Origin of the sequence: Azospirillum sp. OGB3 (assembly GCF_014192915.1) — a bacterium.
In the GTDB taxonomy this organism is placed as follows: domain Bacteria; phylum Pseudomonadota; class Alphaproteobacteria; order Azospirillales; family Azospirillaceae; genus Azospirillum.
Window position 1 is genome coordinate 434802 of record NZ_JACHYN010000001.1, and the last position, 22151, is coordinate 456952.

Here is a 22151-nt window from a genome sequence, read left to right on the forward strand (position 1 = left end):
GCATCACTCGTCGTCGCCGACGATCACCGGCTTCTGGATGCCGCGCATGCGGCGGCGGCGCTCCGGATTGCGCATGATCTGGCGGCCGTGCTGGTGATCGCGCAGCGGCTCGGTCGGGCCGCCGACGCGCACCGGGCGTTCGGCGAAGCGGCCCAGGCTGATCATCCGGTCGTACATCACCAGGGCGCCGGCCACCCCGACGTTGATGCAGAACTTCATCGGAATCTTCACGGTGAAGTCGCAGCGCTCCAGCAGCGGTTCGGACAGGCTGCCGCGCTCCGGCCCCAGCACATAGGCGGCGCGGGTCGGATGACGGAAGCTGGGCAGCTCCACCGCGTCCTCGGTCAGCTCCACGCCGACGAGCTGGCAGTCCTTGGGCAGCGCCAGATCGGCCACCCGGTCGTAGACGTAGAGCGGCAGATGCTCCGACGCGCCGGAGGTGTCGACGATGTGCGCCTCGTGCAGGTCGGGCTCCGGGTCGATGGCGAAGAAGAAGGAGGCGCCGAAGGCGTGGGCGGAGCGCATCAGGTTGCCGACATTGCCCGGCTTGCTGATCCGCTCCACCCCGATGGCGAAATATCCACGCATGGCTTGCACAATCACTCTTAATTCCGGCTATCCGCAATTCCGGCCCGCGCATGGCGTGATCCGGCGGATTCGATGGTGCGACACCTTGCCTCGCGCCCCGGAGAGAGGCAAGCTCTCCACCCATGAGCCACGACCATTCCTCCTGCTGCGGCGGCCACGGTGACCACCACGGCCACGCCGACCATCACACCCCCGCCGAGGGGCACGCCGACCTCTCCGGAGCGCCGGAGGCGCCGATCCTCGTCGAGGTGACGCGCGGCGGCATGGTGGAATCCGTCCATCGCGGGCGCGCCTGCATCGTCGATTCCGACGGTCGTGTGCTGGCCCAGTGGGGCGACATCCAGGCGCCGGTCTACCCGCGCTCCGCCGTCAAGTCGATCCAGGCGATCCCGCTGGTCGAGACGGGCGCGCTCGACGCCTACGAGCTGGGCGACCAGGAGCTGGCGCTGGCCTGTTCCTCCCACCATGGCGAGATCCGCCACACCCGCATCGCGGAGGCCTGGATCAAGCGCATCGGCCTGACCGTGGACGATTACGAGTGCGGGGCGCATCTGCCGACCGACACCGAAACCGCCCACGAGATGATCCGCCACGGCGAGACGCCGACCGCCTTCCACAACAACTGCTCCGGCAAGCACGCCGGCTTCCTGACCACCGCCCTGCACAAGGGCGAGCCGACCAAGGGCTACGTCCGCTTCGACCACCCGGTGCAGCAGCGCATCCTGGGCGTGATGGAGCAGATGACCGGCCAGGACCTGTCGCAGGCCCCCTGGGGCGTCGACGGCTGCGCGATCCCGACCATCGGCATCCCGCTGGGCGCCATCGCCTACGCCATGGCCCGCATCGGCGACCCAAAGGATCTGCCCGACTCCCGCGCCGAGGCGGTGGCCCGCATCCGCCGCGCCTGGCGCTCGCACCCGCACCTGATCGCCGGCAAGGACAGCTTCGACACCGGCATGATGCAGGCGGCGGGCGGTCTGGTCCTGGTCAAGGGCGGGGCCGAGGGTGTGGGCTGCGCCGTTTTGCCCAAGCAGGGTCTGGGGATCGCGCTGAAGATCGACGACGGCACCCCGCGCGCCCGCGAGGTGGCCCTGGCCGCCCTGATCCGCGCCACCAAGGTCCTGTCCGACGAGCAGTGGGCGCGGGCCGGCCAGCTCATCCACCAGCCGGTGACCAACCGCAACGGCCTGGAGGTCGGCGTGGTCCGCCCGGTGGAGGGCTGAAGGTCCGCAAGCGCGATCAAGCCGCCCTCGTCTAGGGTGCCGGGCATGGAGGACCCATGACGAAGCCCGACACCCTGCTGGACTACGGCCGCCGCATCGCGCGCGTCGTCGATCACATCGCCGCCCATCCGGACGAGCCGCTGGAGCTGGAGCGGCTGGCCGCCGTCGCCTGCTTCTCGCCCTACCACTTCCACCGCATCTACCGCGCCATGACGGGGGAAACGGCGGCGGACACGCTGCGGCGGCTGCGCCTGCACCGGGCCGCAGGCGACCTCGTGAAGGGCGGCGACGGCGTGGCGCAGGTCGCACGGCGCGCCGGCTACGGCAGCGTGGAGGCGTTCACCCGCGCCTTCGGGCAGGTCTACGGCCTGAGCCCCGGCGCCTACCGGCGGCAAGGCCGTCTGGTTCCTCCACCCGACCAACCAACGGACGAGGAGCGAATCATGCACGACGTCACCATCCGCGACCTGCCGCCGCTGCGCGTGGCCGCCATGGCCCACCAGGGCCCCTATATGGACATCGGCACGACCTTCGAGCGGCTGTACGCCTGGGCCGCGGGCCGCGGCCTCGTGGGACCGGACACGCGGTCCTTCGCCCTCTATTACGACGACCCGGAGTCGGTTCCGGCGGACCGCCTCCGCTCCGAGGCCGCGTTGCTGGTCGATGGACCGATCCCCGGGGACGGGCCGGTCCGCGCGCTCGACATCCCCGGAGGCCGCCACGCCGTCCTGATCCACAAGGGCCCCTACGCGGAGTTGGAACGCCCTTACCGCTGGCTCTACCGCGACTGGCTGCCGGCGAGCGGCCACACGCCGGCCGACCGCCCCTGCGTCGAGGAGTATCTGAACGACTGCCGCAAGCTGCCGCCCGAGGCGTGGCTGACCGAGATCCGTTTGCCTCTGGCGTGAGAGGAGGCGGTGGGGAGGCCTTCCTCCCCACCCTTTCCCGCGATGATGCTATGGTCCGGCACCCGTCCACCTGACCGGTTGCCCGATCCATGAGCATCGACACCCTGCGCGCCCAGTACGAAGCCTTCCCCTATCCCGCGCGCAACCCCGCCGACGAGAAAAAGCGCCTGATCACCGGATCGCCCAGCCACCTGGACGAGGTGAACCACAACGTCTTCGGCGGGCGCCTCGACCACGCCAGGCCGCTCAGGGTGCTGGTGGCCGGCGGCGGGACCGGCGACGGGACGATCATGATCGCCCAGCAGATGGCCGACGCCGGCAATCCGGGACGCGTCACCTACCTCGACCTCTCCGACGCCGCGCGGGACATCGCCGCGGCGCGGGCCACGGCGCGCGGGCTGACCAACATCGACTTCCGCCGCGGCTCGCTGCTCGACCTCGGCGGGCTGTTGGATGAGGGAGGGCCGTTCGACTACATCGACTGCTGCGGCGTGCTGCACCATCTGGACGAGCCGGCGGCGGGCGTCCGCTCGCTGGCCGGGGCGCTGAAGCCGGGCGGCGGGATCGGGCTGATGGTCTACGCGCCGTACGGGCGCACCGGCGTCTATCCCATGCAGGCGGCGCTGCGCACCATCGCGGCGGACCTGCCGCCGAAGGAGCGGGTGGCGCTGGCCCGCCGGCTGATCGAGCGGCTGCCGACGTCCAACTGGCTGCTGCGCAACCCCTTCATCAACGACCACAAACAGGCCGACGCCGACCTCTACGACCTGCTGCTGCATTCCTGCGACCGGCCCTTCACCGTGCCGGAGCTGGCCGAGCTGGCCGCGGCGGGCGGGCTGGCCATCGCCGCGCTGGTGGAGCCGTACCGCTACGACCCCGCCGTCTGGGTGAAGGACCCCCGCCTGCTGAAGCGGCTGGACGGGCTGTCGCGGCTGGAGCGCGCCGCCTGGACCGAGCAGGTCACCGGCAGCATGACCAAGCACATCGCCTATCTCGTCCGCCCCGAGGACGCCGAGGGCGCCGTCACCCGCCCGGACGGGCCGGAGGTGGTTCCCGTGCTGCGCGACCTCGACGGCGCCGCGGTGGCCAAGGGCCTGCCCCCCGGCGGCGTGCTGGAGGCGGAGCTGATGGGGGCCGTCGTCCCTCTGCCCCTGCCCCGTCTGGCCGGGCCGATCCTGGCGCGGGTGGACGGGCGGACCAGCCTGGGGGCCATCCACCAGGCGGTGGCGGAGAAGGCCGGTCCTCTGGCCTGGGACGCCTTCCTGGCGCAGTTCGCGCAGCTTTTCACGGCGCTGAACGGCGTCGGCAAGATGTATCTGCGCCGCTGAGCGCGTCCCGGCTTCCAAAATGAAAAATCCGCCGCCGGGAGCCCCCGGCGGCGGAAGTTCATGGAGGAAACAACCAGGCTGCAAAGGGTGCTTAGTGGATGGTCTCGCCGTGCAGGGCGAGGTCCAGGCCGTCGCGCTCGACGTCCTCGTCGACGCGCAGGCCCATCACCACGTCGATGACCTTCAGGATGATGAAGGAGCCGACCGCCGAGTAGGCGATGGTGGCCAGGATGCCGTAGACCTGCGTCCAGATCTGGCCGACGTTGCCTTCCAGGGCGCCGGCGGTGCCGCCGATGGCTTCCTGGGCGAAGACGCCGGTCAGGATGGCGCCGACGATGCCGCCCACGCCGTGCACGCCGAAGGCGTCCAGCGAGTCGTCATAGCCGAGGGCGCGCTTCAGGCCGGTGGCGCCCCAGTAGCAGACCACGCCGGAGACCAGACCGATGACCAGGGCGCCGGTCGGACCGACGAAGCCCGAGGCCGGGGTGATGGCGACCAGGCCGGCGACGGCGCCGGAGATGATGCCGAGGACCGAGGGCTTGCCCTTGGTGGCCCACTCGACCAGCAGCCAGGACATGGCGGCGGTGGCGGCGGCGATCTGCGTGACCAGCATGGCCATGCCCGCACGGCCATCGGCGGCCACGGCGGAACCCGCGTTGAAGCCGAACCAGCCGACCCACAGCATCGAGGCGCCGATCAGGCTGAGCACGAGGTTGTGCGGGGCGAAGTTCTCGTTCGGGTAGCCCTTGCGCTTGCCCAGCACGATGGCGGCGACGAGACCGGCCACGCCCGCGTTGATGTGCACCACGGTGCCGCCGGCGTAGTCGAGCACGCCGTCACCCAGCAGGTAGCCGCCCGGACCCCAGACCCAGTGGGTGATCGGCGCGTAGACGATCAGCGACCACAGGCCCGTGAAGACCAGCATCGAGGAGAACTTCATCCGGTCGGCGAAGGCGCCGGTGATCAGGGCCGGGGTGATGATGGCGAAGGTCATCTGGAAGACGATGAAGACCGTCTCCGGAATGACGCCCGACAGGCCGTCCTTGGTGATGCCCGACAGCATGAACTTCGACAGGCCGCCGAAATACGGGGTGCCTTCGGTGAAGGCGATGCTGTAACCGGCGAAGAACCACAGGATGCTGACCAAGCAGCAGATCGCGAAGCTCTGCATCACGACGGACAGCACGTTCATCTTGCGGACCATGCCGCCGTAGAACAGGGCCAGACCCGGGATGGTCATGAACAGAACCAGCGCCGTGGCGACCAGCATCCAAGCCGTGTCGCCGCTGCTCAGGGTGGGCTCGGCCGCGGCGGCGGCCGCTTCCTGGGCGAGGGCGGCGGCAGGCAGACCGGCCAAGCCCAGAATCGCCGCCATCGTCGGCGCGGCGAGGGTGAAGAGACGGCTCATCGAGGCTCCTCTTTATTCGAATGCTTCTGGCCCGTTTCGCCCCGTCCCCGGTACAGACGGGGCGGCGGGAGGGGGCCGTGTACGCCGATTTGTCTTCAAGAAGCGTGCCAACCCAAAAGGGCTAGGAATCGCGGTGGTTGCGGCCTTTCGGATGACCGCAAAGCAGCATAGGACCCGAGTCGCCGGACTGACTTGCCCATAAATTGAGCAGAAAATCGGACCACCCAAAGCCTTGCACCGCAGCGTGATTCGCCCGTGGATTGCAGGTTGCCTGCCCCCTGTTGAGGCGTCGTGCGCCCGTTTCCCGCGCGCTTGCCCATTTTTTATGCACAATGATGCGTCTGAATTCCGCACAACCGTTGGGCAGCCCCTTCTATTTCCGGCCTGTTCCCCTCGGCCTATTGGCCCGCCCCGGTGAAATGTGGCACGGTCACCTTCTCAACCGGCGGAGCCGGACGGGGCCGGGGACACGCGGCCCCCGCCCACGCGGGTCCGCCGGACGCTTCCGGATGGCCGACAGCAAAAAAGAGAACCGAAAGGGGAGACACATGCTCGACAAACGGGATCTGCGGCTGGCGCCGCGCCGCGCCGTGGCCCTTGTCCTGGCTGGCGGCCGGGGCAGCCGGCTGAAGCAGCTGACCGACCGTCGCGCCAAGCCGGCCACCTATTTCGGCGGCAAGTTCCGGATCATCGACTTCGCCCTGTCGAACTGCATCAATTCGGGCTTTCGCCGCATCGGCGTGCTGACTCAGTACAAGTCGCACAGCCTGCTGCGCCATCTGCAACGCGGCTGGAACTTCTTCCGCGGCGAGATGAACGAGTTCTGCGACCTGCTGCCGGCGCAGCAGCGCATCAGCGAGACCGCCTGGTACCAGGGCACCGCCGACGCGGTGTACCAGAACCTGGACATCCTGCGCGACCACGAGCCGGAATACATCCTGATCCTGGCCGGCGACCACATCTACAAGATGGATTACGGCGCGCTGCTGCTCGACCACATCGCCAAGAAGGCCGATGTGACGATCCCCTGCATCCAGGTGCCGCGCCCCCTGGCCACCGGCTTCGGCGTGATGCATGTGGACGAGACGCAGCGCGTCATCGACTTCGTCGAGAAGCCCGCCGACCCGCCGCCGATGCCGGGCAACCCGGACAAGTCGCTGGCCAGCATGGGCATCTACGTCTTCAACGCGCAGTTCCTCTACGACCAGCTGGAGCGCGACTTCAACGATCCCGCCTCGTCCCGCGACTTCGGCAAGGACATCATCCCCCATCTGGTGACCAGCGGGGCACGGGTGATGGCCCACGACTTCGCCGATTCCGCCATCCTGAACGGCCACGAGTCCGAGCCCTACTGGCGCGACGTCGGCACCATCGACGCCTACTGGGAGGCCAACCTCGACCTCTGCCACGTCACGCCGCAGCTCAACATGTACGACCGCGAGTGGCCGATCTTCACCTACCAGGAGCAGCTGCCCCCGGCGAAGTTCGTCTTCGACGACGAGAACCGGCGCGGCATGGCGGTGGACAGCCTGGTGTCGGGCGGCTGCATCATCTCCGGCTCGCTGGTGAAGAACTCGCTGCTGTTCAGCGAAGTGCGCGTCAACTCCTTCAGCGAGCTGCACCAGGCGGTGGTCCTGCCGGACGTCGACATCGGCCGCCACTGCCGCCTGACCAAGGTGGTGATCGACCGCGGCGTGGTGATCCCCGAGGGGCTGGTGGTCGGCGAGGACCCGGAGCTGGACGCCAAGCGCTTCCACCGCAGCGAGGGCGGCGTCTGCCTGATCACCCAGGACATGATCGACCGCCTGCCCAAGGACTGACCACCCCTCCCATCCCCCTTCGCCCCCCTGGGGCGAGGGGGCGGTGAGCAAGACCAAGAAGAAACCGAAAGACCCCGCCTCCATGCGCGTCCTGTTCGTCACGCCGGAATGCTACCCCCTGGTGAAGACCGGCGGGCTGGCCGATGTGTCCGCCGCCCTGCCCCCCGCCCTGAACCGCGCCGGAGCCGAGGTCCGCCTGCTGCTGCCCGGCTATCCGGCGGTGCTGAACGGTCTGAGCGACCTGCAGCCGGTCGGCAAACCGCTCACCGATCTGCCCGGCACCGACCGGCCTGGGAGCGCCCCGGCGACGCTGCGCATCGGACGGACGCCGGACGGGGTGCTGGCCTATGTGCTGGACGCGCCGGCGCTCTACGACCGTCCCGGCAACCCCTATCTGGGGCCGGACGGCAAGGACTGGCCCGACAACGCCGAACGCTTCGCCGCCCTGTCCTGGTGCGCGGCGGGCTTCGCGGCGGAGGACGGGCTGGACCCCTGGTGGCGTCCCGACGTGCTGCACGGGCACGACTGGCAGACCGGCCTGATCCCGGCCTATCTGGAACTGCGCCCCGACCGCTTCGCCGGGCCGTTCCGGCCGGGCACGGTGACGACGATCCACAACATCGCCTACCAGGGGCTGTTCGGCGCCTGGATGATGAGCGACCTCGGCCTGCCGTCGGCCGCCTTCCGGATCGACGGGGTGGAGTATTACGGCGGCGTCGGCTTCCTCAAGGCCGGCTGCTTCTATTCCGACCGCCTGACCACGGTCAGCCCGACCTACGCCCACGAGATCCAGACGGCGGAGCACGGTTCGGGCCTGGAAGGGCTGCTCGCCACGCGGGCCGAGGCGCTGACCGGCATCCTGAACGGCGTGGACTACGACATCTGGGACCCCGCCATCGACCCGCACATCGCCGCCCGCTACGGCGCCGCGGACCTCGGCGGCAAGGACCTGTGCAAGGCCGATCTCCAGGCGACCTTCGGGCTGGACCGCCGGGCGGACGCCCCGCTGGCCGCGGTGGTCAGCCGCCTGACCGGCCACAAGGGGCTGGATCTGGTGCTGGAGGCGGCGTCGCAATGGATCGCCTGGGGCGGCCAGCTCGCCGTCCTCGGCAACGGCGAGCCCGCGCTGGAGGCCGGCTTCCGCCACCTCGCCACCTGGTATCCCAAGTCGGTCGGCGTGCGCATCGGCTACGACGAGGCGCTGTCCCACCGCATCCAGGCCGGCGCCGACCTGTTCCTGGTGCCGTCGCGGTCGGAGCCCTGCGGCCTGACGCAGATGTACGCGCTGAAGTACGGCACCCTGCCGCTCGTCCGCCGCACCGGGGGCTTGGCCGACACCATCGTGGACGCCAACCCGGCGGCGGTGAACGACGGCAGCGCGACGGGCTTCCAGTTCGTCAACGCCAACGTCCAGGAGCTGACCTGGGCGCTGCGCCGCGCCGCCGCCCTCTACCGCAAGCCCGAGCGCTGGCACGCGATGCAGCAGCACGCCATGACCCGCGACTTCGGCTGGCACGGCCCGGCGGAGGAGTACATGGAGCTTTACCGCGCGGTGGCGCCGGTGGTGGTGGGGTGAATCGAGGAGGTCGCGCCTCCTCGATAGCGTTCTGCCGATTACAGGTAGATGTTCCCGTTATCGAAGCGCAGCATTTCTACACCCGTGATCTGAATCGGCTCCCCCGACCACGAGTAGGCCACGCTCCAACTGTCCGGTCCCACCTGCTCCATCACGAGATCTTCAACGTTCCCCCAAAACTGGACGATATCGAATCCTTCACCGCCGTCGATGGTGTCCATGCCCCAGGGATCGAATATGCAATCATCACCGGCCCCTCCCTGGATCAGATCAAAGCCATCGCCTCCATGAAGCATGTCGCCGCCATCACCCCCGATGAGCGTATCGGCCCCCGCATCGCCCCAGAGTTCATCATCGCCATCGCCACCGAGCAGAAGATCGTCGCCGTCTCCTCCGCTCAGATCGTCATTGCCATCTCCGCCGTCGATGGAATCCTTGCCCGCATTCCCGATCAACTGGTCTACGCCCCCGTTTCCGAACAGCTGATCGGGACCACCTGAGCCGACCAATGTGTCCGTACCATCCGACCCCTCAATTGTGACGCACAGCGGACCATCCTCAAGATAAATATCCTGGTCAAGAAATCGCAGGACCTCAACATTCAAGATCTGCGTAAAATCGGGAAAGCCCCATAAATTCATGAGCCAATTCCCCAACCCTATATTCTCAATGTACATTGATTGATCAAAATCTGCGTTAATAGAAATCAGGTCAAAACCATCACCCCCGTCAATTACATCGGCTTCAAGTCCTGCGCAGAACGTGTCATCGCCTGCTCCTCCCAGCATGACATCAGAGCCGTTTCCCCCATCCAAGTAGTCAGCTCCGTCGCCCCCGAGCAGCGTGTCGTCTCCATTCCCACCGTACAGCCGGTCGTATCCGGAGAAGCCTTGAAGCAGATCATTGCCATTCCCGCCCATGAGGGTGTCACTGTTGAGTGTGCCCGGAAGCGTATCGTTACCAGCGCTGCCGCTCAAATTTATGCCTGTGGTCATGGAACATCCCTTTCCAATTGCAGGTGTACGCGCGGAGCGCGCAATCGCTCACTCTTGATCGCCCATGGCAGTGACAGCTTCACAGATTTGCCGCAGTGACAGACGTCACAGGCGGGCTCTCGCACCCTGGAAGTTGTCGCGGCAATTCACGAGAAACGCCGACGCGACCAGAAATGAGCCCGGGGGGCGCGGCATCAGCCCCCACGCCGCCATTGCGCACATCGTCCGTCCGCCCTATGTTCCGGCCCAAACCAGGGCTCCGGGCACCGATGACTGACCTTTCGCACATCCGCAATTTCTCGATCATCGCGCACATCGACCACGGCAAGTCGACCCTTGCCGACCGGCTGATCCAGCAGTGCGGCGGCCTCGATTCGCGCGAGATGCGCGAACAGGTGCTCGACAGCATGGACATCGAGCGCGAGCGCGGCATCACCATCAAGGCGCAGACCGTCCGCCTGCTCTACAAGGCCAAGGACGGGCAGCAGTACACGCTGAACCTGATGGACACGCCGGGCCACGTCGACTTCGCCTACGAAGTCAGCCGCAGCCTCGCCGCCTGCGAGGGCTCGATCCTGGTGGTGGACGCCTCGCAGGGCGTCGAGGCGCAGACGCTCGCCAACGTCTATCAGGCGATCGACAACAACCACGAGATCATCCCGGTCCTGAACAAGATCGACCTGCCCGCGGCGGAGCCCGACCGCGTGAAGCAGCAGATCGAGGACGTGATCGGCCTGGACGCCACCGACGCCGTGGAGATCTCGGCCAAGACCGGCCTGAACATCGACGCCGTGCTGGAAGCCGTGGTGCAGCGCCTGCCCGCGCCCAAGGGCAACGCCGACGGCGAGCTGAAGGCCCTGCTGGTCGATTCCTGGTACGACCCGTATCTCGGCGTGGTCATCCTGGTGCGCGTGGTGGACGGGCGGCTGAAGGTGAACCAGAAGGTCCGCTTCATGTCCACCGGCAGCGCCCACGAGGTGGACCGCGTCGGCGTCTTCACCCCGAAGGCGCTGCTGACCGGCGAGCTGGGGCCGGGCGAGATGGGCTTCATCACCGCCGCCATCAAGGACATTACGCTGACCAAGGTCGGCGACACCATCACTGAGGACCGCCGCCCGGCGGCCGAGCCGCTGGCTGGCTTCAAGCCCTCCATCCCCGTGGTGTGGTGCGGCCTGTTCCCGGTGGACGCCGCCGACTTCGAACGGCTGCGCGATTCCTTGGGCAAGCTGAAGCTGAACGACGCCAGCTTCCATTACGAGGCCGAGACGTCGGCGGCGCTGGGCTTCGGCTTCCGCTGCGGCTTCCTCGGCCTGCTGCATCTGGAGATCATCCAGGAGCGGCTGGAGCGCGAGTTCAACCTGGACCTGATCACCACCGCGCCGTCGGTGGTCTACAAGCTGCACATGACCGACGGCACGGTGATGGATCTGCACAACCCGGCCGACATGCCGGACGTGATGAAGATCGACCGCATCGACGAGCCGTGGATCAAGGCCACCATCATGCTGCCCGACGAATATCTGGGCGGCATCCTCCAGCTCTGCACCGAGCGGCGCGGCCAGCAGATCGAGCTGACCTACGCCGGCGCCCGCGCCATGCTGGTCTACCGGCTGCCGCTGAACGAGGTGGTCTTCGACTTCTACGACCGTCTGAAGTCGATCAGCCGCGGCTACGCCAGCTTCGACTACCAGATGGACAGCTACGAGGAAGGCGACCTTGTGAAGATGTCGATCCTGGTGAACGCCGAGCCGGTGGACGCCCTGTCGATGATCGTCCACCGCTCCCAGTCGGAGCGCCGCGGCCGCCAGCTCTGCGAGCGGCTGAAGGAGTTGATCCCGCGCCAGCTCTTCAAGATCGCCGTCCAGGCGGCCATCGGCGGCAAGATCATTGCCCGCGAGAGCATCGGCGCGCTGCGCAAGGATGTGACGGCCAAGTGCTACGGCGGCGACATCAGCCGCAAGCGCAAGCTGCTGGACAAGCAGAAGGAAGGCAAGAAGCGCATGCGGCAGTTCGGCCAGGTCGAAATCCCGCAGAGCGCCTTCATCGCCGCCCTCAAGATGGGCGACGAATAAGCGCCGGCTTCGCGGTGACGTGACGGAAAGCGGGCCCGGCAAGGCCCGCTTTCTTTTTGTCCGCGCATCCCGGAGCCCACAAAAAGTCGAATGACTCCCCGCATGGAATCGCCTATCACCCGGACAGGCTTCCAAACGGATGATGTCCCGTGACGCGCACTGTCATGTTCGGCCTGCCGGCCGCCGCCCTGGTCGTCGGCATCCTCGCAGGCTGCACCCCGAACTACTCGCCCAACACCTACGCCGCCACCGCAACCCAGCAGGCGAACAAGGTGGAGCGGGCGGTCGTCATCGGGTTCCGTCAGGTCAAGATCAGCACCAGCGGCACCGTCGGCGCCGTCACCGGTGGGGCCGCGGGCGGCGTGCTGGGCTCGCAGTCCGGCACCTTCGGCATCAATTCGGCGCTGGGCGCGGTCGGCGGCACGGCCATCGGCGGGCTCATTGGCACGTCGATCGAACATGTGACCGGCGACACCACGGGCTGGGAATACATCGTCCGCAAGCCGGACGGCGAGCTTCTGTCGGTCACCCAGCGGGAGGAGAAGCCCATCGAGATCGGGCAGAAGGTGCTGGTCATCGCCGGCAGCCAGGCCCGCATCGTCGCCGACTATTCCACGGACCCCGAGCCGGCTCCCGCCCTGAAGGAAGCGGCGAAGGACGCCCAAAAGGACGCACCTAAGGACTCTAGGCCCGCCGAGACGATCGAGGCGAAGGAGCTTCCCGCCCCGCCCCCTGTGGAGGTCCCGGCGGAGGTCCCTGTAGAGGTCCCCGTGGAAGCTCCGGCGGCCTCGACTCCCGACAGCGGCGGGCCGGCGCCCATCCGCCTCACCCCCCAAGTCACGCCGGCTCCCGAGCCGGTGCCGGCGGCCGAGGCTCCGGCGGACAAGCCCGACGACGGCACGCCCGCCACCTGACTCGGCCCTCACGCCACCAGGATCGTCAGCAGCAGCACCGGCAGAGCCGGCATCCGCGGCAGCCGGAAGCGCCACGGCGACGGCGCTGCCACCGTCACCGTCAGCGGGCGGCGCTCCTCCTCGCGGTCCAGCCGTCCGGCCGCCAGCACCACCGTCGTCATCGCGTCGAACACGCCCATCGCTCCGTCCTCCCAAGATCGGAGGGCACCCTGCGCCCGCGTGGAAAATCTTGGAAACGAATAGGCTTTATGAGGATCATCACAGATCGTGATGGTCCTTTCGCGCGTTGAACCCGCGCGTCCCCTCTGCTTGAATGCGTGACCATGCCGGCCAACCTCGACACCGACCTCCTGCGCGCCTTCGTCGCCGTCGCCGACGCGCGCAGCTTCACCCGCGCCGGCGACACGCTGGGCCGCACCCAGGCCGCCGTCAGCCAGCAGGTCCGCCGGCTGGAGGAGGTCGTGGGCACCCGCGTCTTCCAGCGCGACACCAAGAGCGTCCACCTGACCCAGGAAGGCGAGCTTCTGCTGACCTACGCCCGGCGGATGCTCACCCTGAACGACGAGGTGCTGACGCTGATGCGCCGGCCCGCCACGGTGGCCAGCGTGCGCATCGGCACGCCGGACGATTACGCCACCATGCTGCTGCCCGGCGTGCTGGCCCGCTTCGCCGCCGCCTACCCCGACGTGCCGGTGGAGGTGATCTGCGACAACAGCCCCGATCTGGTGGCGGAGATCGACAAGGGCCGCTACGACCTTGCCCTGGTCACCCGCCACCCCGACAGCCGCAGCGGCGAACTGGTGCGGCGGGAGCCGGTGGCCTGGGTCGCCCCGCCGCGCTCCACCGTCGTCGATTCCACCCCCATCGAACGCGAGGACCCGCTGCCGCTGGCCCTGTTCCCCAAGGGCTGCGTGGTGCGCGATCTCGCCGTCGCGGCGCTGGAGGGCATCGGGCGCGGCTGGCGCGTCGCCTTCATCAGCAAGAGCGTGGTGGCGGTGCACGGCGCCGTGCTGGGCGGGCTGGGGGTCACCGCCATGGAGGAGTGCACCGTCCCGCCCAGCCTGCGCCGGCTGACCGCGGCGGACGGCTTCCCCGACCTGCCGGACATCGACATCGCGCTGCACCGCGCCCCCGGCATGGCCGCCAAGCCGGTCCGCCTGCTGGCCGAGGCCATCCACGATCTGGTGGGCGGGGGCCAGGGCGGGGGCCAGGGCGGGGATCGCGCGGCCTGACCGGTCTTGCCGCTCCGTGACATCCGTACCGGCGTGCACGCGCCGGGTTGCCCCGGCGGGCCGGACCGATGCAAAATGGCCCCTCCTCCAAAGGGGCCGACCGCCGTGCGCACGCGTTCCACCACCGCCTTCCGCGCCCTGGCGCTGCGGCTGATCCTGACCGCGGCGACGATGTGGTTCGCCCCGGACGCCGCCCTGGCGCAGAGCCCCGTCGCCATCGGCGCGCCGCTGACCGGCGAGGTGGTCCTCAACCGCGACATCGAGGTGCGCATCGGTCCCAACGCCGACGCCCGGATCATCCAGACCCTGCCGCGCGGCAAGGCGCTGAACGCGTTGGGCACGCCCCGCGGCACCAGCTGGACGGAGGTCGCCATCGGCGGCCAGCCCATCGGCTATGTGCCCTCCGACTCGCTGGACCCGGCGCTGATGGTGTCGCGCTCGATCACCGCCGCCATGGGGGCCACCGCCGCCGGGGCCAACGCCGGCGGATCGCCCCCCTCGACCGGCAAGCCGCCGGTCATCCACCGCGGCGCCGCCGTGGTGCCGCGCAGCGCGTGGGAGATCGCCGCCCAGGTGCCGGCCCAGGGCTACGTCGTCGCGGCGGACGCCGTCAAGGCGACGGAGATCCTCGACAACAAGAAGCGGCGCGGCTTCACCCTGCGCAAGGGCGACGTGGTCAGCCTGATCGATTCCGCGAACGGGCGGGTGACGCTGGGCATGCCCGGGCGGACTCGCGCGGTCGCCACGGCGGAGGGGCTGATCGGGGTGGTCGCCCCCTACCCGCTGCCCGGCATGCCGCCGATCGAGCCGGGGCCGCTGTTCGCCGCGCGGCTCGGCGAGTATGTCAGCCACGCCGAGGGGCTGCGCGCTTGGCAGGAGTTCACCTACGGCCCGGGGACGGCCTACCGCGACCTGCCGCCGATGGTCTGGCCGGTCTTCCGCGGCGCCCGCACCACCTACCAGATGGGCGTCGGCCCCTTCACCCGGACCCAGGTGGACAATGTCTGCGGCGCGCTGGCGCAACGCTCCATGGACTGTTGGGTGATCGAGCTGGAAACCTTCTGATCTGCACGCCGCTTTCCACCAAGCGGAAGCAACCCGGCGCTCTCTGTAAATTATTTGGCTTTTTCGTCGAAAATGCATCGATCGTGGCGGTAGGCGGGCGCGGCCGTGCCGTGTTAATCTTTCTTACCCCCGCCCGCTCCGCCCCAGGCTTTGCCCATGACCGACTCCGACGACGAGTTCCTCTTTCTGGACGACCAGGACGGCGACGGCAACGGCGAAACCGGGTCGCCGGCCACCGGGAACCGGTGGAAGATGATGATCGTGGACGACGAGCCGGAGGTGCATTCCATCACCAAGCTCGTCCTGGCCGATTTCGCCTACAAGGGCCGCTCCGCCCAGTTCATCTCCGCCTATTCCGCCGCGGAGGCGCGGGCGATCCTGGAGCGGGAGGAGGACATCGCCATCATCCTGCTGGACGTGGTGATGGAAACCGACGACGCCGGGCTGCAGCTCGTCCACCACATCCGCGAGGAGCTGAAGAACCGCCACGTCCGCATCATCCTGCGCACCGGCCAGCCCGGCCAGGCGCCGGAGCGCGCGGTGATCCTCGACTACGACATCAACGACTACAAGGCCAAGACGCAGCTCACCGCCCAGCAGCTGTTCACCACCACGGTCGCCGCCCTGCGGTCCTACGAGGACATCATGGCGATCGAGATGAACCGGCGCGGGCTGGAGAAGATCATCGAGGCGTCGTCGTCGCTGTTCCAGGCGCGCTCGATGAAGCTGTTCGCCGCCGGAGTGCTGACGCAGCTCTCGGGAATCCTCGGCGTCGGGCCGGACGCCATCCTGTGCGTGCAGCGCGGCCCGGTCATCAACGGCGCGGCGGACGGGCTGTACGTCCTGGCCGGGTCCGGCCGGTTCGAGACGCTGATCGACGAGCCGGCGGCCAACCATGTCGAGCCCGCCGTTCTGGCGGAGGTGAAGCGCTGCCTGGAGACGCGCAGCAACCGCTACGCCGCCGACCATTGCACGCTCTACATCCGCACGCCGAACGACCGGGAGAACGTGGTCTATCTGAGCTCCGACCGGCCTCTGTCGGACCTCGACCGCAACCTGATCGAGGTGTTCTGCCGCAAGATCTCCGTCGGCTTCGACAACCTGCATCTCTTCGAGCAGCTGCGGCGCAGCCAGGAGCACACCGTCATCGCCATGGCCGACCTGGCGGAGCGCGCCGGCCATCCCAGCGCGGAGGCCGAGACCGGCCCGCGCATCGCCCTGGTGACCGACCGCATCGCCCGCCGGCTGGCCGAGGAGGGGCACCATCGCGCCATCCTCGACACGGTGTTCCTGGAATCGGTCGGTCTGGCGGCCATCCTTCACGACGTCGGCAACGCCACCCTGGACCCCGCCATTCTCGGCAAGACCGGGCCGCTGACCCCGGAGGAGCGGGCCGTCATGCAGGGTCACACCATCGCGGGCTGGGACCTGCTGGACCGCGCCAGCCGCCGCTCCGACGGACGGACGCATCTGCATCTGGGGGCGGAGATCGCCCGGTCGCATCATGAGAACTGGGACGGCACCGGCTATCCCGACCGCCTGCAGGGCGATGCCATCCCGCTGAGCGCCCGCATCGTCGCGGTGGCCGACAGCTTCGACGCCATGACCCGCGACCGCCCCTACCGCAAGGCTCTGGACCATGACGTGGCGGTGGCGGATATCCGCCGCCTGTCGGGCAGCCGGTTCGATCCGCTGGTGGTCGACGCCTTCCTGGCGGTGTCCGGCAGCCTGCGCCGGGAATGACGCCGGAACCGGCTCCGGCGCCCGGCGGGGTGCGCGGAGGCGGTCAGCCGGCGCCGCTCATCAGCGTGTCCACCATGTCCTTCAGCGGACCGATCTGCACCGGCTTGTGCAACAGCCGGCAGCCCAGGGCGGCGGCTTCGGCCTGGCGTTCCGGCATCGTGTCGCCGGTCAGGATCAGGGCGGGCACCATGGCGCCGACATGGGCGCGCACCATCTCCACCGCCTGGGCGCCCGTGCCGCCGGCCGGCAAGAAGTGATCGGCAAGGACCAGCCCAGGACGGCCGGGTGCCTGCGGCAGCCGCTGCGCCAACTCGTTCAGCGACAGGGCGGTCAGCACATCGTACCCCCAGGCCTCCAGAAGCAGCGCCAGACCTTCCACGATCGACCGGTCGTCGTCCACGACGATGACCAGCCGGCTGGCTTCGGCCGGCGCTCCTCCTTCACCACCCTCGCGGCGGAACGCGCCGCCGCCATCCACCGAACCATTGCCGGCATCCCCGGTCATGGCGAGGACGGAGGCGGTTTTGGCGTGATCGTTCGTTAAGCTCACCATTGGATTCTTCACCAGGGCTGAGGGCGGCGGAGCCAGGGTACCCCGCGCCGTTTTCCACATGACCGCTTCAAAAAAGGACGAAAGATATTAAAAAAATCGAAATATCGGCCTAACGAGTTTTTTGGAATGACCGCCATGTATCGCAGAAAGAAAACTTTTCATTTTTGAAATTTATAGTCAGCGATCCGCAGCATCCCAACAATACGGACGTATGCTTTGCAAACCTATGTTCATTCGCTTTATCTGATGGACAAACCCTGTTCAACTCTGAAAAAGCGCATATGAGGCACGTCCGGATGCCATGCCAAAACGTCTTCCAAACAACGGGGCACAGCTTGCTCTGCGAATCCGGACGTGTCGACTCCGGAACAATCCTTTGAACTGTCCACATCAGCACCCGTTCCGTCCGGATACCGAAAAACAACGGGCCCCCACCTTGCGGCGGAGGCCCGAACTTTGTCTCACGAAATTGAACCCTTCCGCGGGTCCGCAGCCTTTGGATGCGTTGGCGTCAGCTGCGCAGGCTGCCGCCCGTGGCCTTGGCGACCGCGGCGACGATCTTCTGGCCGATGGCCTCGATCTCCGGCTCGGTCAGGGTGCGCTCGGTCGGCTGGAGCGTGACGGAGAGGGCGACGGACTTCTTGCCCTCTTCCAGGTTGGTGCCCTGGTAGACGTCGAAGACGGTCACGTCCTTGACCAGCGCCTTGTCGGCGCCCTTGGCGGCGCGGATCAGCTTGTCGGCCTCCACGTCCTTGCCGACGACGAAGGCGAAGTCGCGCTCCAGCGGCTGGAAGGGCGAGAGCTGGACCAGCGGGCGCGCCGTGCCGCCCTTCTTCTTGGGCAGCGGAATGGCGTCCAGGAACACCTCGAAGCCGACCACCGGACCCTTGACGCCCAGCGTGCCCAGCACGGTCGGGTGGATCTCGCCGAAGCGGGCCATCACCGTCGGGCCGAGGCGCAGCACGCCCGAGCGGCCCGGATGGTACCAGCCGGGCGCGTCGGTGGTGACCTGCAGGTTGGTCACCGGCGCGCCGGCGGCCTCCAGCACGGCCATCGCGTCGGCCTTGGCATCAAAGGCGTCGACGCCGCGGGCCTTCTCCGCCCAGTGGCGCGGCACCGCGTTGCCGGCGCGGATGCCGGCGGCCACGATGTCCTGCCCGTCCGGCGACGGCTTGCGGAAAGCCGGGCCGACCTCGAACAGGCCGGCGTCGGCATGGCCGCGGTCGGCGTTGCGCCCGGCGGCCTGGATCAGGTTGCCGAGGATCGACGGGCGCATCACGTCGAGGTCGGCGCTGATCGGGTTGACCAGCGTCAGCCCCTCGCCAACCCCGCCAAACAGCTCGGCCACCGGACCGGCCATGAAGGACCAGGTGACGGCTTCCGACAGGCCGCGCACGGCCAGCGTGCGCTTGGCCAGCCCGACGCGGCGCTGTTTGGTGCTGAGCGCCGGACGGGTCAGCACGCTCTCGCGCGGCAGCGGGGTGGCCGGGATGGCGTCGAAGCCGTGGATGCGCAGCACCTCCTCCACCAGATCGGCCTCACCGTGGATGTCGGCGCGCCAGGAGGGCGGAACGACGCGCAGGGTGCCGTCCACATCCTCGCCGACGATCTCGCAGCCGAGGTCGATCAGGATGCGGGTCTGCTCGTCGCGCGGCACCTCGACGCCGCCCAGCGCGGCGACGCGGCCCGGACGCAGCGTCAGGGTGCGGCGCCATTGCGGCTCCTCGCCGGCGATCACCAGGTCGGAGGCCTCGCCGCCGCAGATCTCCAGGATCAGGCGGGTGGCGCGCTCCATCCCCGACACGACCGCCGCCGGATCGACGCCGCGCTCCAGCCGGTAGCGGGCGTCCGACTCGATGCCCAGCTTGCGGCCGGTCTGCGCCGTGCGCACGGTGTCGAAGATCGCCGCCTCCAGGAAGACGTTGACCGTCGTCTCGGTGCAGCCCGACGCCTCGCCGCCGATGATGCCGCCCAGAGCCTCGGCCCGCTCATGGTCGGCGATGACCGTCATGCCCGGGTCGAGCGGGTATTCCTTGCCGTTCAGCGCCGCCAGCGTCTCGCCCTCGCGGGCCAGACGGACGACGATGCCACCCTTCACCTTGTCGGCGTCGAAGGCGTGCAGCGGGCGCGACAGGTCGAAGGTGATGAAGTTGGTGATGTCGACCAGCGCCGAGATCGGGCGCAGGCCGATGGCGACCAGCTTGTCGTGCAGCCACTTCGGCGACGGGCCGTTCTTCACGCCGCGGAAATAGCGGCCGACATACATCGGGCAGGCGTCCGGCGCCTCGATGGTCACGCCGAACGGGCTGGCGAAGGCACCCTTGACCGGCTCCGCCGCCAGCGGCTTCAGCGTGCCCAGACCGGCGGCGGCGAGGTCGCGGGCGATGCCGCGCACCCCGGCGCAGTCGGCGCGGTCGGGCGTCAGGCTGATGTCGATGACCGGATCGCCGAGGCCGGCATAGTCGGCGTAGGCCACGCCGACCGGCGCGTCCTCGGGCAGCTCGATGATGCCGTTGTGCTCCTCCGACAGCTTCAGCTCGCGCTCGGAGCACATCATGCCGTTCGACTCGACGCCGCGGATGACGCCCTTCTTCAGCGTGATGTCGGAGCCGGGGATGTAGGCCCCCTCCGGCGCGAAGACGCCCTTCAGGCCGGCCCGCGCGTTGGGCGCGCCGCAGACGACCTGGAGCTTTTCGGTGCCGGTGTCGACGACCAGGACGCGCAGCTTGTCGGCGTCCGGGTGCTTCTCGGCGGAGACGACGTGGGCGACGCGGAAGGGCTTCAGCTCCCGGGAGCGATCCTCCACCCCTTCGACCTCCAGGCCGAGGGCGGTCAGCTTCTCCACGATCTGGTCGAGCGTGGCGTCGGTCTCCAGATGGTCCTTCAGCCAGGACAGCGTGAACTTCATGGGTCCGGCTCCTTTAGCGCGTCAGGCCCTGGGCCATGCTGGGAACGTCGAGCGGCACGAAGCCGTAATGCTTCAGCCAGCGGAGGTCGGCTTCGAAGAAGGTGCGCAGGTCGGGGATGCCGTATTTCAGCATCGCCACGCGCTCGATCCCCATGCCGAAGGCGAAGCCCTGGTACTTGGTGCTGTCGATGCCGCAGGCTTCCAGCACGTTGGGGTGCACCATGCCGCAGCCCAGGATCTCCAGCCAGTCGCCGTAGTTGCCGAGCTTCAGCTCGCCGCCCTTGCGGGAGCAGCCGATGTCCACCTCCGCCGATGGTTCGGTGAAGGGGAAGAAGCTGGGGCGGAAGCGCAGCGGCAGGTCGTCCACGTCGAAGAAGGCGCGGCAGAACTCGATCAGGCAGCCCTTGAGGTGGCCCATGTGGGTCGCCTCGTCGATGACCAGCCCCTCGATCTGGTGGAACATCGGGGTGTGGGTCATGTCGTAGTCGGACCGGTAGGTGCGGCCCGGCGCGATGATGCGGATCGGCGGCTTCTTGTTCAGCATGGTGCGGACCTGCACCGGGCTGGTGTGGGTGCGCAGCAGCATCTTCTTATCCCCGGAGTCCGGCAGATAGAAGGTGTCGTGCATGTCGCGGGCGGGGTGGCCCGGCGGGAAGTTCAGGGCGGTGAAGTTGTGGAAGTCGTCTTCGACGTCCGGCCCCTCGGCGACGCTGAAGCCCATCTCGGCGAAGATCGCCACCATCTCGTCGATGGTCTGGCTGATCGGGTGGATGCGCCCCTCGGTCTCCGGACGGACCGGCAGGGTGACGTCGATGCGCTCGGCCTGGAGGCGAGCCTCCAGATGGGCGCGGGCGAGATCGGCCTTGCGGCCGTCGATGGCCGCGGCGATCTCGTCCTTCAGCGCGTTGAGCTGCTGGCCGCGCTCGCGCCGTTCGTCGGGCGACAGCCCGCCCAGCTCCTTCATGAAGCCGGTGATGCGCCCCTTCTTGCCGAGCGCGGTGACCCGCACCTCTTCGAGGGCCGCGAGGTCGCCAGCGGCGTTGACCTGCGACAGGAGTTCGTCTTTCAGCGCATCGAGCATGTCATTTCCCGCGAGCCATAAGGAAGTGCGAGCGTAAAGAAAAAGGGAGCCGGCCCAGAGGCACGGCTCCCTTCTTTCGTGTCCGGCGCCGGACCGGGGTTTCCGCTTGCGCGGCGAACCCTTTAGGCGGCGGCCTTGGAGGCGAGAGCGGCCTGGGCCTGATCGACGATGGCCTTGAAGGCCTCCGGCTCACGGGCGGCCAGATCCGACAGGACCTTGCGGTCGATCTCGATGCCGGCCAGCTTGATGCCGTTGATGAAGCGCGAGTAGGTCAGGCCGTACTGGCGCACACCGGCGTTGATGCGCTGGATCCACAGGCCGCGGAAATCGCGCTTCTTGTTGCGGCGGTCGCGATACGCGTATTGAAGGGCCTTTTCGACCTTCTCGATCGCGATGCGGAAGTTCTTGGAATTGCGGCCCCGGTAGCCCTTGGCGAGCTTCAGGATCTTGCGGTGACGGGCGTGCGTGGTGACGCCGCGCTTAACACGAGCCATGGTTCAGATTCCCTTACGATATCAAGCGTTGCGCAGCCAGTTCTTCAGCACGATCTTCTGGTCCGGCTCGGCCAGGGTCATCATGCCGCGCGCGTTGCGCTTCATATTCGGGCTCTTCTGCTCCAGGCAGTGGCGCTTGAAGGCCGCCTGGGCGCGCACCTTACCGGTGGCGGTCACCTTGAAGCGCTTCTTGGCGCCGCTCTTCGTCTTCAGCTTGGGCATTTTCAATCCTTGCGTTGGATG

19 protein-coding genes are annotated in these 22151 nt (G+C 68.3%); 10 read left to right on the forward strand and 9 right to left on the reverse strand.

Annotated elements, in window-relative coordinates; all coding sequences use genetic code 11:
• Nucleotides 1–3: 3 nt before the first annotated feature.
• Nucleotides 4–588, reverse strand: a complete 585-nt coding sequence (locus FHW79_RS02080; RefSeq protein WP_183177434.1) for an RNA methyltransferase — start codon at nt 586–588, stop codon at nt 4–6.
• A gap of 122 nt (nt 589–710) precedes the next feature.
• Here FHW79_RS02080 and FHW79_RS02085 point away from each other — a divergent pair, with 122 nt between their 5' ends.
• From FHW79_RS02085 to FHW79_RS02095, 3 genes are all read left to right on the forward strand, one after another.
• Entirely contained in the window at nt 711–1811 is a 1101-nt protein-coding gene (locus FHW79_RS02085; RefSeq protein WP_183177435.1) for an asparaginase, read from the forward strand.
• A gap of 56 nt (nt 1812–1867) precedes the next feature.
• Nucleotides 1868–2719 carry an AraC family transcriptional regulator gene (locus FHW79_RS02090; RefSeq protein WP_183177436.1) on the forward strand — a complete coding sequence of 284 codons (852 nt, stop codon included), beginning with the start codon at nt 1868–1870 and terminating at the stop codon, nt 2717–2719.
• A gap of 89 nt (nt 2720–2808) precedes the next feature.
• Nucleotides 2809–4047 (forward strand): class I SAM-dependent methyltransferase, encoded by a 1239-nt coding sequence (locus FHW79_RS02095; protein WP_183177437.1) that lies wholly within the window; start codon nt 2809–2811, stop codon nt 4045–4047.
• 91 nt (nt 4048–4138) lie between these two features.
• Here the strand turns inward: FHW79_RS02095 and FHW79_RS02100 are convergent, their stop codons facing one another.
• Complete coding sequence (locus FHW79_RS02100) at nt 4139–5455, reverse strand: ammonium transporter (RefSeq protein WP_183177438.1); 1317 nt, start codon at nt 5453–5455, stop codon at nt 4139–4141.
• 548 nt (nt 5456–6003) lie between these two features.
• Here FHW79_RS02100 and glgC point away from each other — a divergent pair.
• Together glgC and glgA are read left to right on the forward strand one after the other, a co-directional pair.
• Complete coding sequence (gene glgC, locus FHW79_RS02105; protein ID WP_183177439.1) at nt 6004–7275, forward strand: glucose-1-phosphate adenylyltransferase; 1272 nt, start codon at nt 6004–6006, stop codon at nt 7273–7275.
• Between the two features lie 82 nt (nt 7276–7357).
• Complete coding sequence (gene glgA, locus FHW79_RS02110; protein ID WP_183177719.1) at nt 7358–8851, forward strand: glycogen synthase GlgA; 1494 nt, start codon at nt 7358–7360, stop codon at nt 8849–8851.
• Nucleotides 8852–8889: 38 nt separating this feature from the next.
• Here the strand turns inward: glgA and FHW79_RS02115 are convergent, their stop codons facing one another.
• On the reverse strand, nt 8890–9846 hold the full coding sequence (locus tag FHW79_RS02115) for a calcium-binding protein (protein ID WP_183177440.1): 957 nt from the start codon (nt 9844–9846) through the stop codon (nt 8890–8892).
• A 269-nt stretch (nt 9847–10115) separates the two neighbouring features.
• On the opposite strand from FHW79_RS02115, the gene lepA reads away from it, so the two are divergent.
• Together lepA and FHW79_RS02125 are read left to right on the forward strand one after the other, a co-directional pair.
• Nucleotides 10116–11918 carry a translation elongation factor 4 gene (gene lepA, locus FHW79_RS02120; protein ID WP_145683251.1) on the forward strand — a complete coding sequence of 601 codons (1803 nt, stop codon included), beginning with the start codon at nt 10116–10118 and terminating at the stop codon, nt 11916–11918.
• A 149-nt stretch (nt 11919–12067) separates the two neighbouring features.
• Nucleotides 12068–12832 carry a hypothetical protein gene (locus tag FHW79_RS02125; RefSeq protein WP_348984024.1) on the forward strand — a complete coding sequence of 255 codons (765 nt, stop codon included), beginning with the start codon at nt 12068–12070 and terminating at the stop codon, nt 12830–12832.
• Between the two features lie 8 nt (nt 12833–12840).
• Here FHW79_RS02125 and FHW79_RS02130 read toward each other — a convergent pair whose 3' ends face one another.
• Nucleotides 12841–13011 carry a hypothetical protein gene (locus FHW79_RS02130; RefSeq protein ID WP_183177441.1) on the reverse strand — a complete coding sequence of 57 codons (171 nt, stop codon included), beginning with the start codon at nt 13009–13011 and terminating at the stop codon, nt 12841–12843.
• A 144-nt stretch (nt 13012–13155) separates the two neighbouring features.
• On the opposite strand from FHW79_RS02130, the gene FHW79_RS02135 reads away from it, so the two are divergent.
• The 3 genes from FHW79_RS02135 (at nt 13156) to FHW79_RS02145 (ending at nt 16872) form a co-directional block, all read left to right on the forward strand.
• Nucleotides 13156–14064: a LysR substrate-binding domain-containing protein gene (locus tag FHW79_RS02135; RefSeq protein ID WP_183177442.1), complete on the forward strand. Its 909-nt coding sequence runs from the start codon at nt 13156–13158 to the stop codon at nt 14062–14064.
• Between the two features lie 105 nt (nt 14065–14169).
• Nucleotides 14170–15129, forward strand: coding sequence for an SH3 domain-containing protein (locus tag FHW79_RS02140; RefSeq protein ID WP_183177443.1), 960 nt, complete (start codon nt 14170–14172; stop codon nt 15127–15129).
• Nucleotides 15130–15285: 156 nt separating this feature from the next.
• Entirely contained in the window at nt 15286–16872 is a 1587-nt protein-coding gene (locus FHW79_RS02145) for a DUF3369 domain-containing protein (protein WP_183177444.1), read from the forward strand.
• A 43-nt stretch (nt 16873–16915) separates the two neighbouring features.
• Here FHW79_RS02145 and FHW79_RS02150 read toward each other — a convergent pair whose 3' ends face one another.
• The 5 genes from FHW79_RS02150 to rpmI form a co-directional block, all read right to left on the reverse strand.
• Nucleotides 16916–17425, reverse strand: coding sequence for a response regulator (locus FHW79_RS02150; RefSeq protein ID WP_247884122.1), 510 nt, complete (start codon nt 17423–17425; stop codon nt 16916–16918).
• Nucleotides 17426–17936: 511 nt separating this feature from the next.
• Nucleotides 17937–20333: a phenylalanine--tRNA ligase subunit beta gene (pheT, locus tag FHW79_RS02155; protein WP_183177445.1), complete on the reverse strand. Its 2397-nt coding sequence runs from the start codon at nt 20331–20333 to the stop codon at nt 17937–17939.
• Nucleotides 20334–20346: 13 nt separating this feature from the next.
• On the reverse strand, nt 20347–21414 hold the full coding sequence (pheS, locus tag FHW79_RS02160; RefSeq protein ID WP_183177446.1) for a phenylalanine--tRNA ligase subunit alpha: 1068 nt from the start codon (nt 21412–21414) through the stop codon (nt 20347–20349).
• 122 nt (nt 21415–21536) lie between these two features.
• Nucleotides 21537–21908: a 50S ribosomal protein L20 gene (rplT, locus tag FHW79_RS02165; RefSeq protein WP_014238729.1), complete on the reverse strand. Its 372-nt coding sequence runs from the start codon at nt 21906–21908 to the stop codon at nt 21537–21539.
• Nucleotides 21909–21929: 21 nt separating this feature from the next.
• Nucleotides 21930–22130, reverse strand: coding sequence for a 50S ribosomal protein L35 (gene rpmI / locus FHW79_RS02170; protein ID WP_145675796.1), 201 nt, complete (start codon nt 22128–22130; stop codon nt 21930–21932).
• Nucleotides 22131–22151: the final 21 nt, after the last annotated feature.

Coding starts and splice junctions, on each gene's coding strand:
- lepA (WP_145683251.1), top strand. CDS start 10,116: ATGACTGACCTTTCGCACATCCGCAATTTCTCGATCATCGCGCACATC.
- FHW79_RS02080 (WP_183177434.1), bottom strand. CDS start 588: ATGCGTGGATATTTCGCCATCGGGGTGGAGCGGATCAGCAAGCCGGGC.
- FHW79_RS02090 (WP_183177436.1), top strand. CDS start 1,868: ATGACGAAGCCCGACACCCTGCTGGACTACGGCCGCCGCATCGCGCGC.
- FHW79_RS02150 (WP_247884122.1), bottom strand. CDS start 17,425: ATGGTGAGCTTAACGAACGATCACGCCAAAACCGCCTCCGTCCTCGCC.
- FHW79_RS02145 (WP_183177444.1), top strand. CDS start 15,286: ATGACCGACTCCGACGACGAGTTCCTCTTTCTGGACGACCAGGACGGC.
- rpmI (WP_145675796.1), bottom strand. CDS start 22,130: ATGCCCAAGCTGAAGACGAAGAGCGGCGCCAAGAAGCGCTTCAAGGTG.
- FHW79_RS02085 (WP_183177435.1), top strand. CDS start 711: ATGAGCCACGACCATTCCTCCTGCTGCGGCGGCCACGGTGACCACCAC.
- FHW79_RS02095 (WP_183177437.1), top strand. CDS start 2,809: ATGAGCATCGACACCCTGCGCGCCCAGTACGAAGCCTTCCCCTATCCC.
- rplT (WP_014238729.1), bottom strand. CDS start 21,908: ATGGCTCGTGTTAAGCGCGGCGTCACCACGCACGCCCGTCACCGCAAG.
- glgA (WP_183177719.1), top strand. CDS start 7,358: ATGCGCGTCCTGTTCGTCACGCCGGAATGCTACCCCCTGGTGAAGACC.
- pheT (WP_183177445.1), bottom strand. CDS start 20,333: ATGAAGTTCACGCTGTCCTGGCTGAAGGACCATCTGGAGACCGACGCC.
- FHW79_RS02100 (WP_183177438.1), bottom strand. CDS start 5,455: ATGAGCCGTCTCTTCACCCTCGCCGCGCCGACGATGGCGGCGATTCTG.
- glgC (WP_183177439.1), top strand. CDS start 6,004: ATGCTCGACAAACGGGATCTGCGGCTGGCGCCGCGCCGCGCCGTGGCC.
- FHW79_RS02115 (WP_183177440.1), bottom strand. CDS start 9,846: ATGACCACAGGCATAAATTTGAGCGGCAGCGCTGGTAACGATACGCTT.
- FHW79_RS02130 (WP_183177441.1), bottom strand. CDS start 13,011: ATGGGCGTGTTCGACGCGATGACGACGGTGGTGCTGGCGGCCGGACGG.
- FHW79_RS02135 (WP_183177442.1), top strand. CDS start 13,156: ATGCCGGCCAACCTCGACACCGACCTCCTGCGCGCCTTCGTCGCCGTC.
- pheS (WP_183177446.1), bottom strand. CDS start 21,414: ATGCTCGATGCGCTGAAAGACGAACTCCTGTCGCAGGTCAACGCCGCT.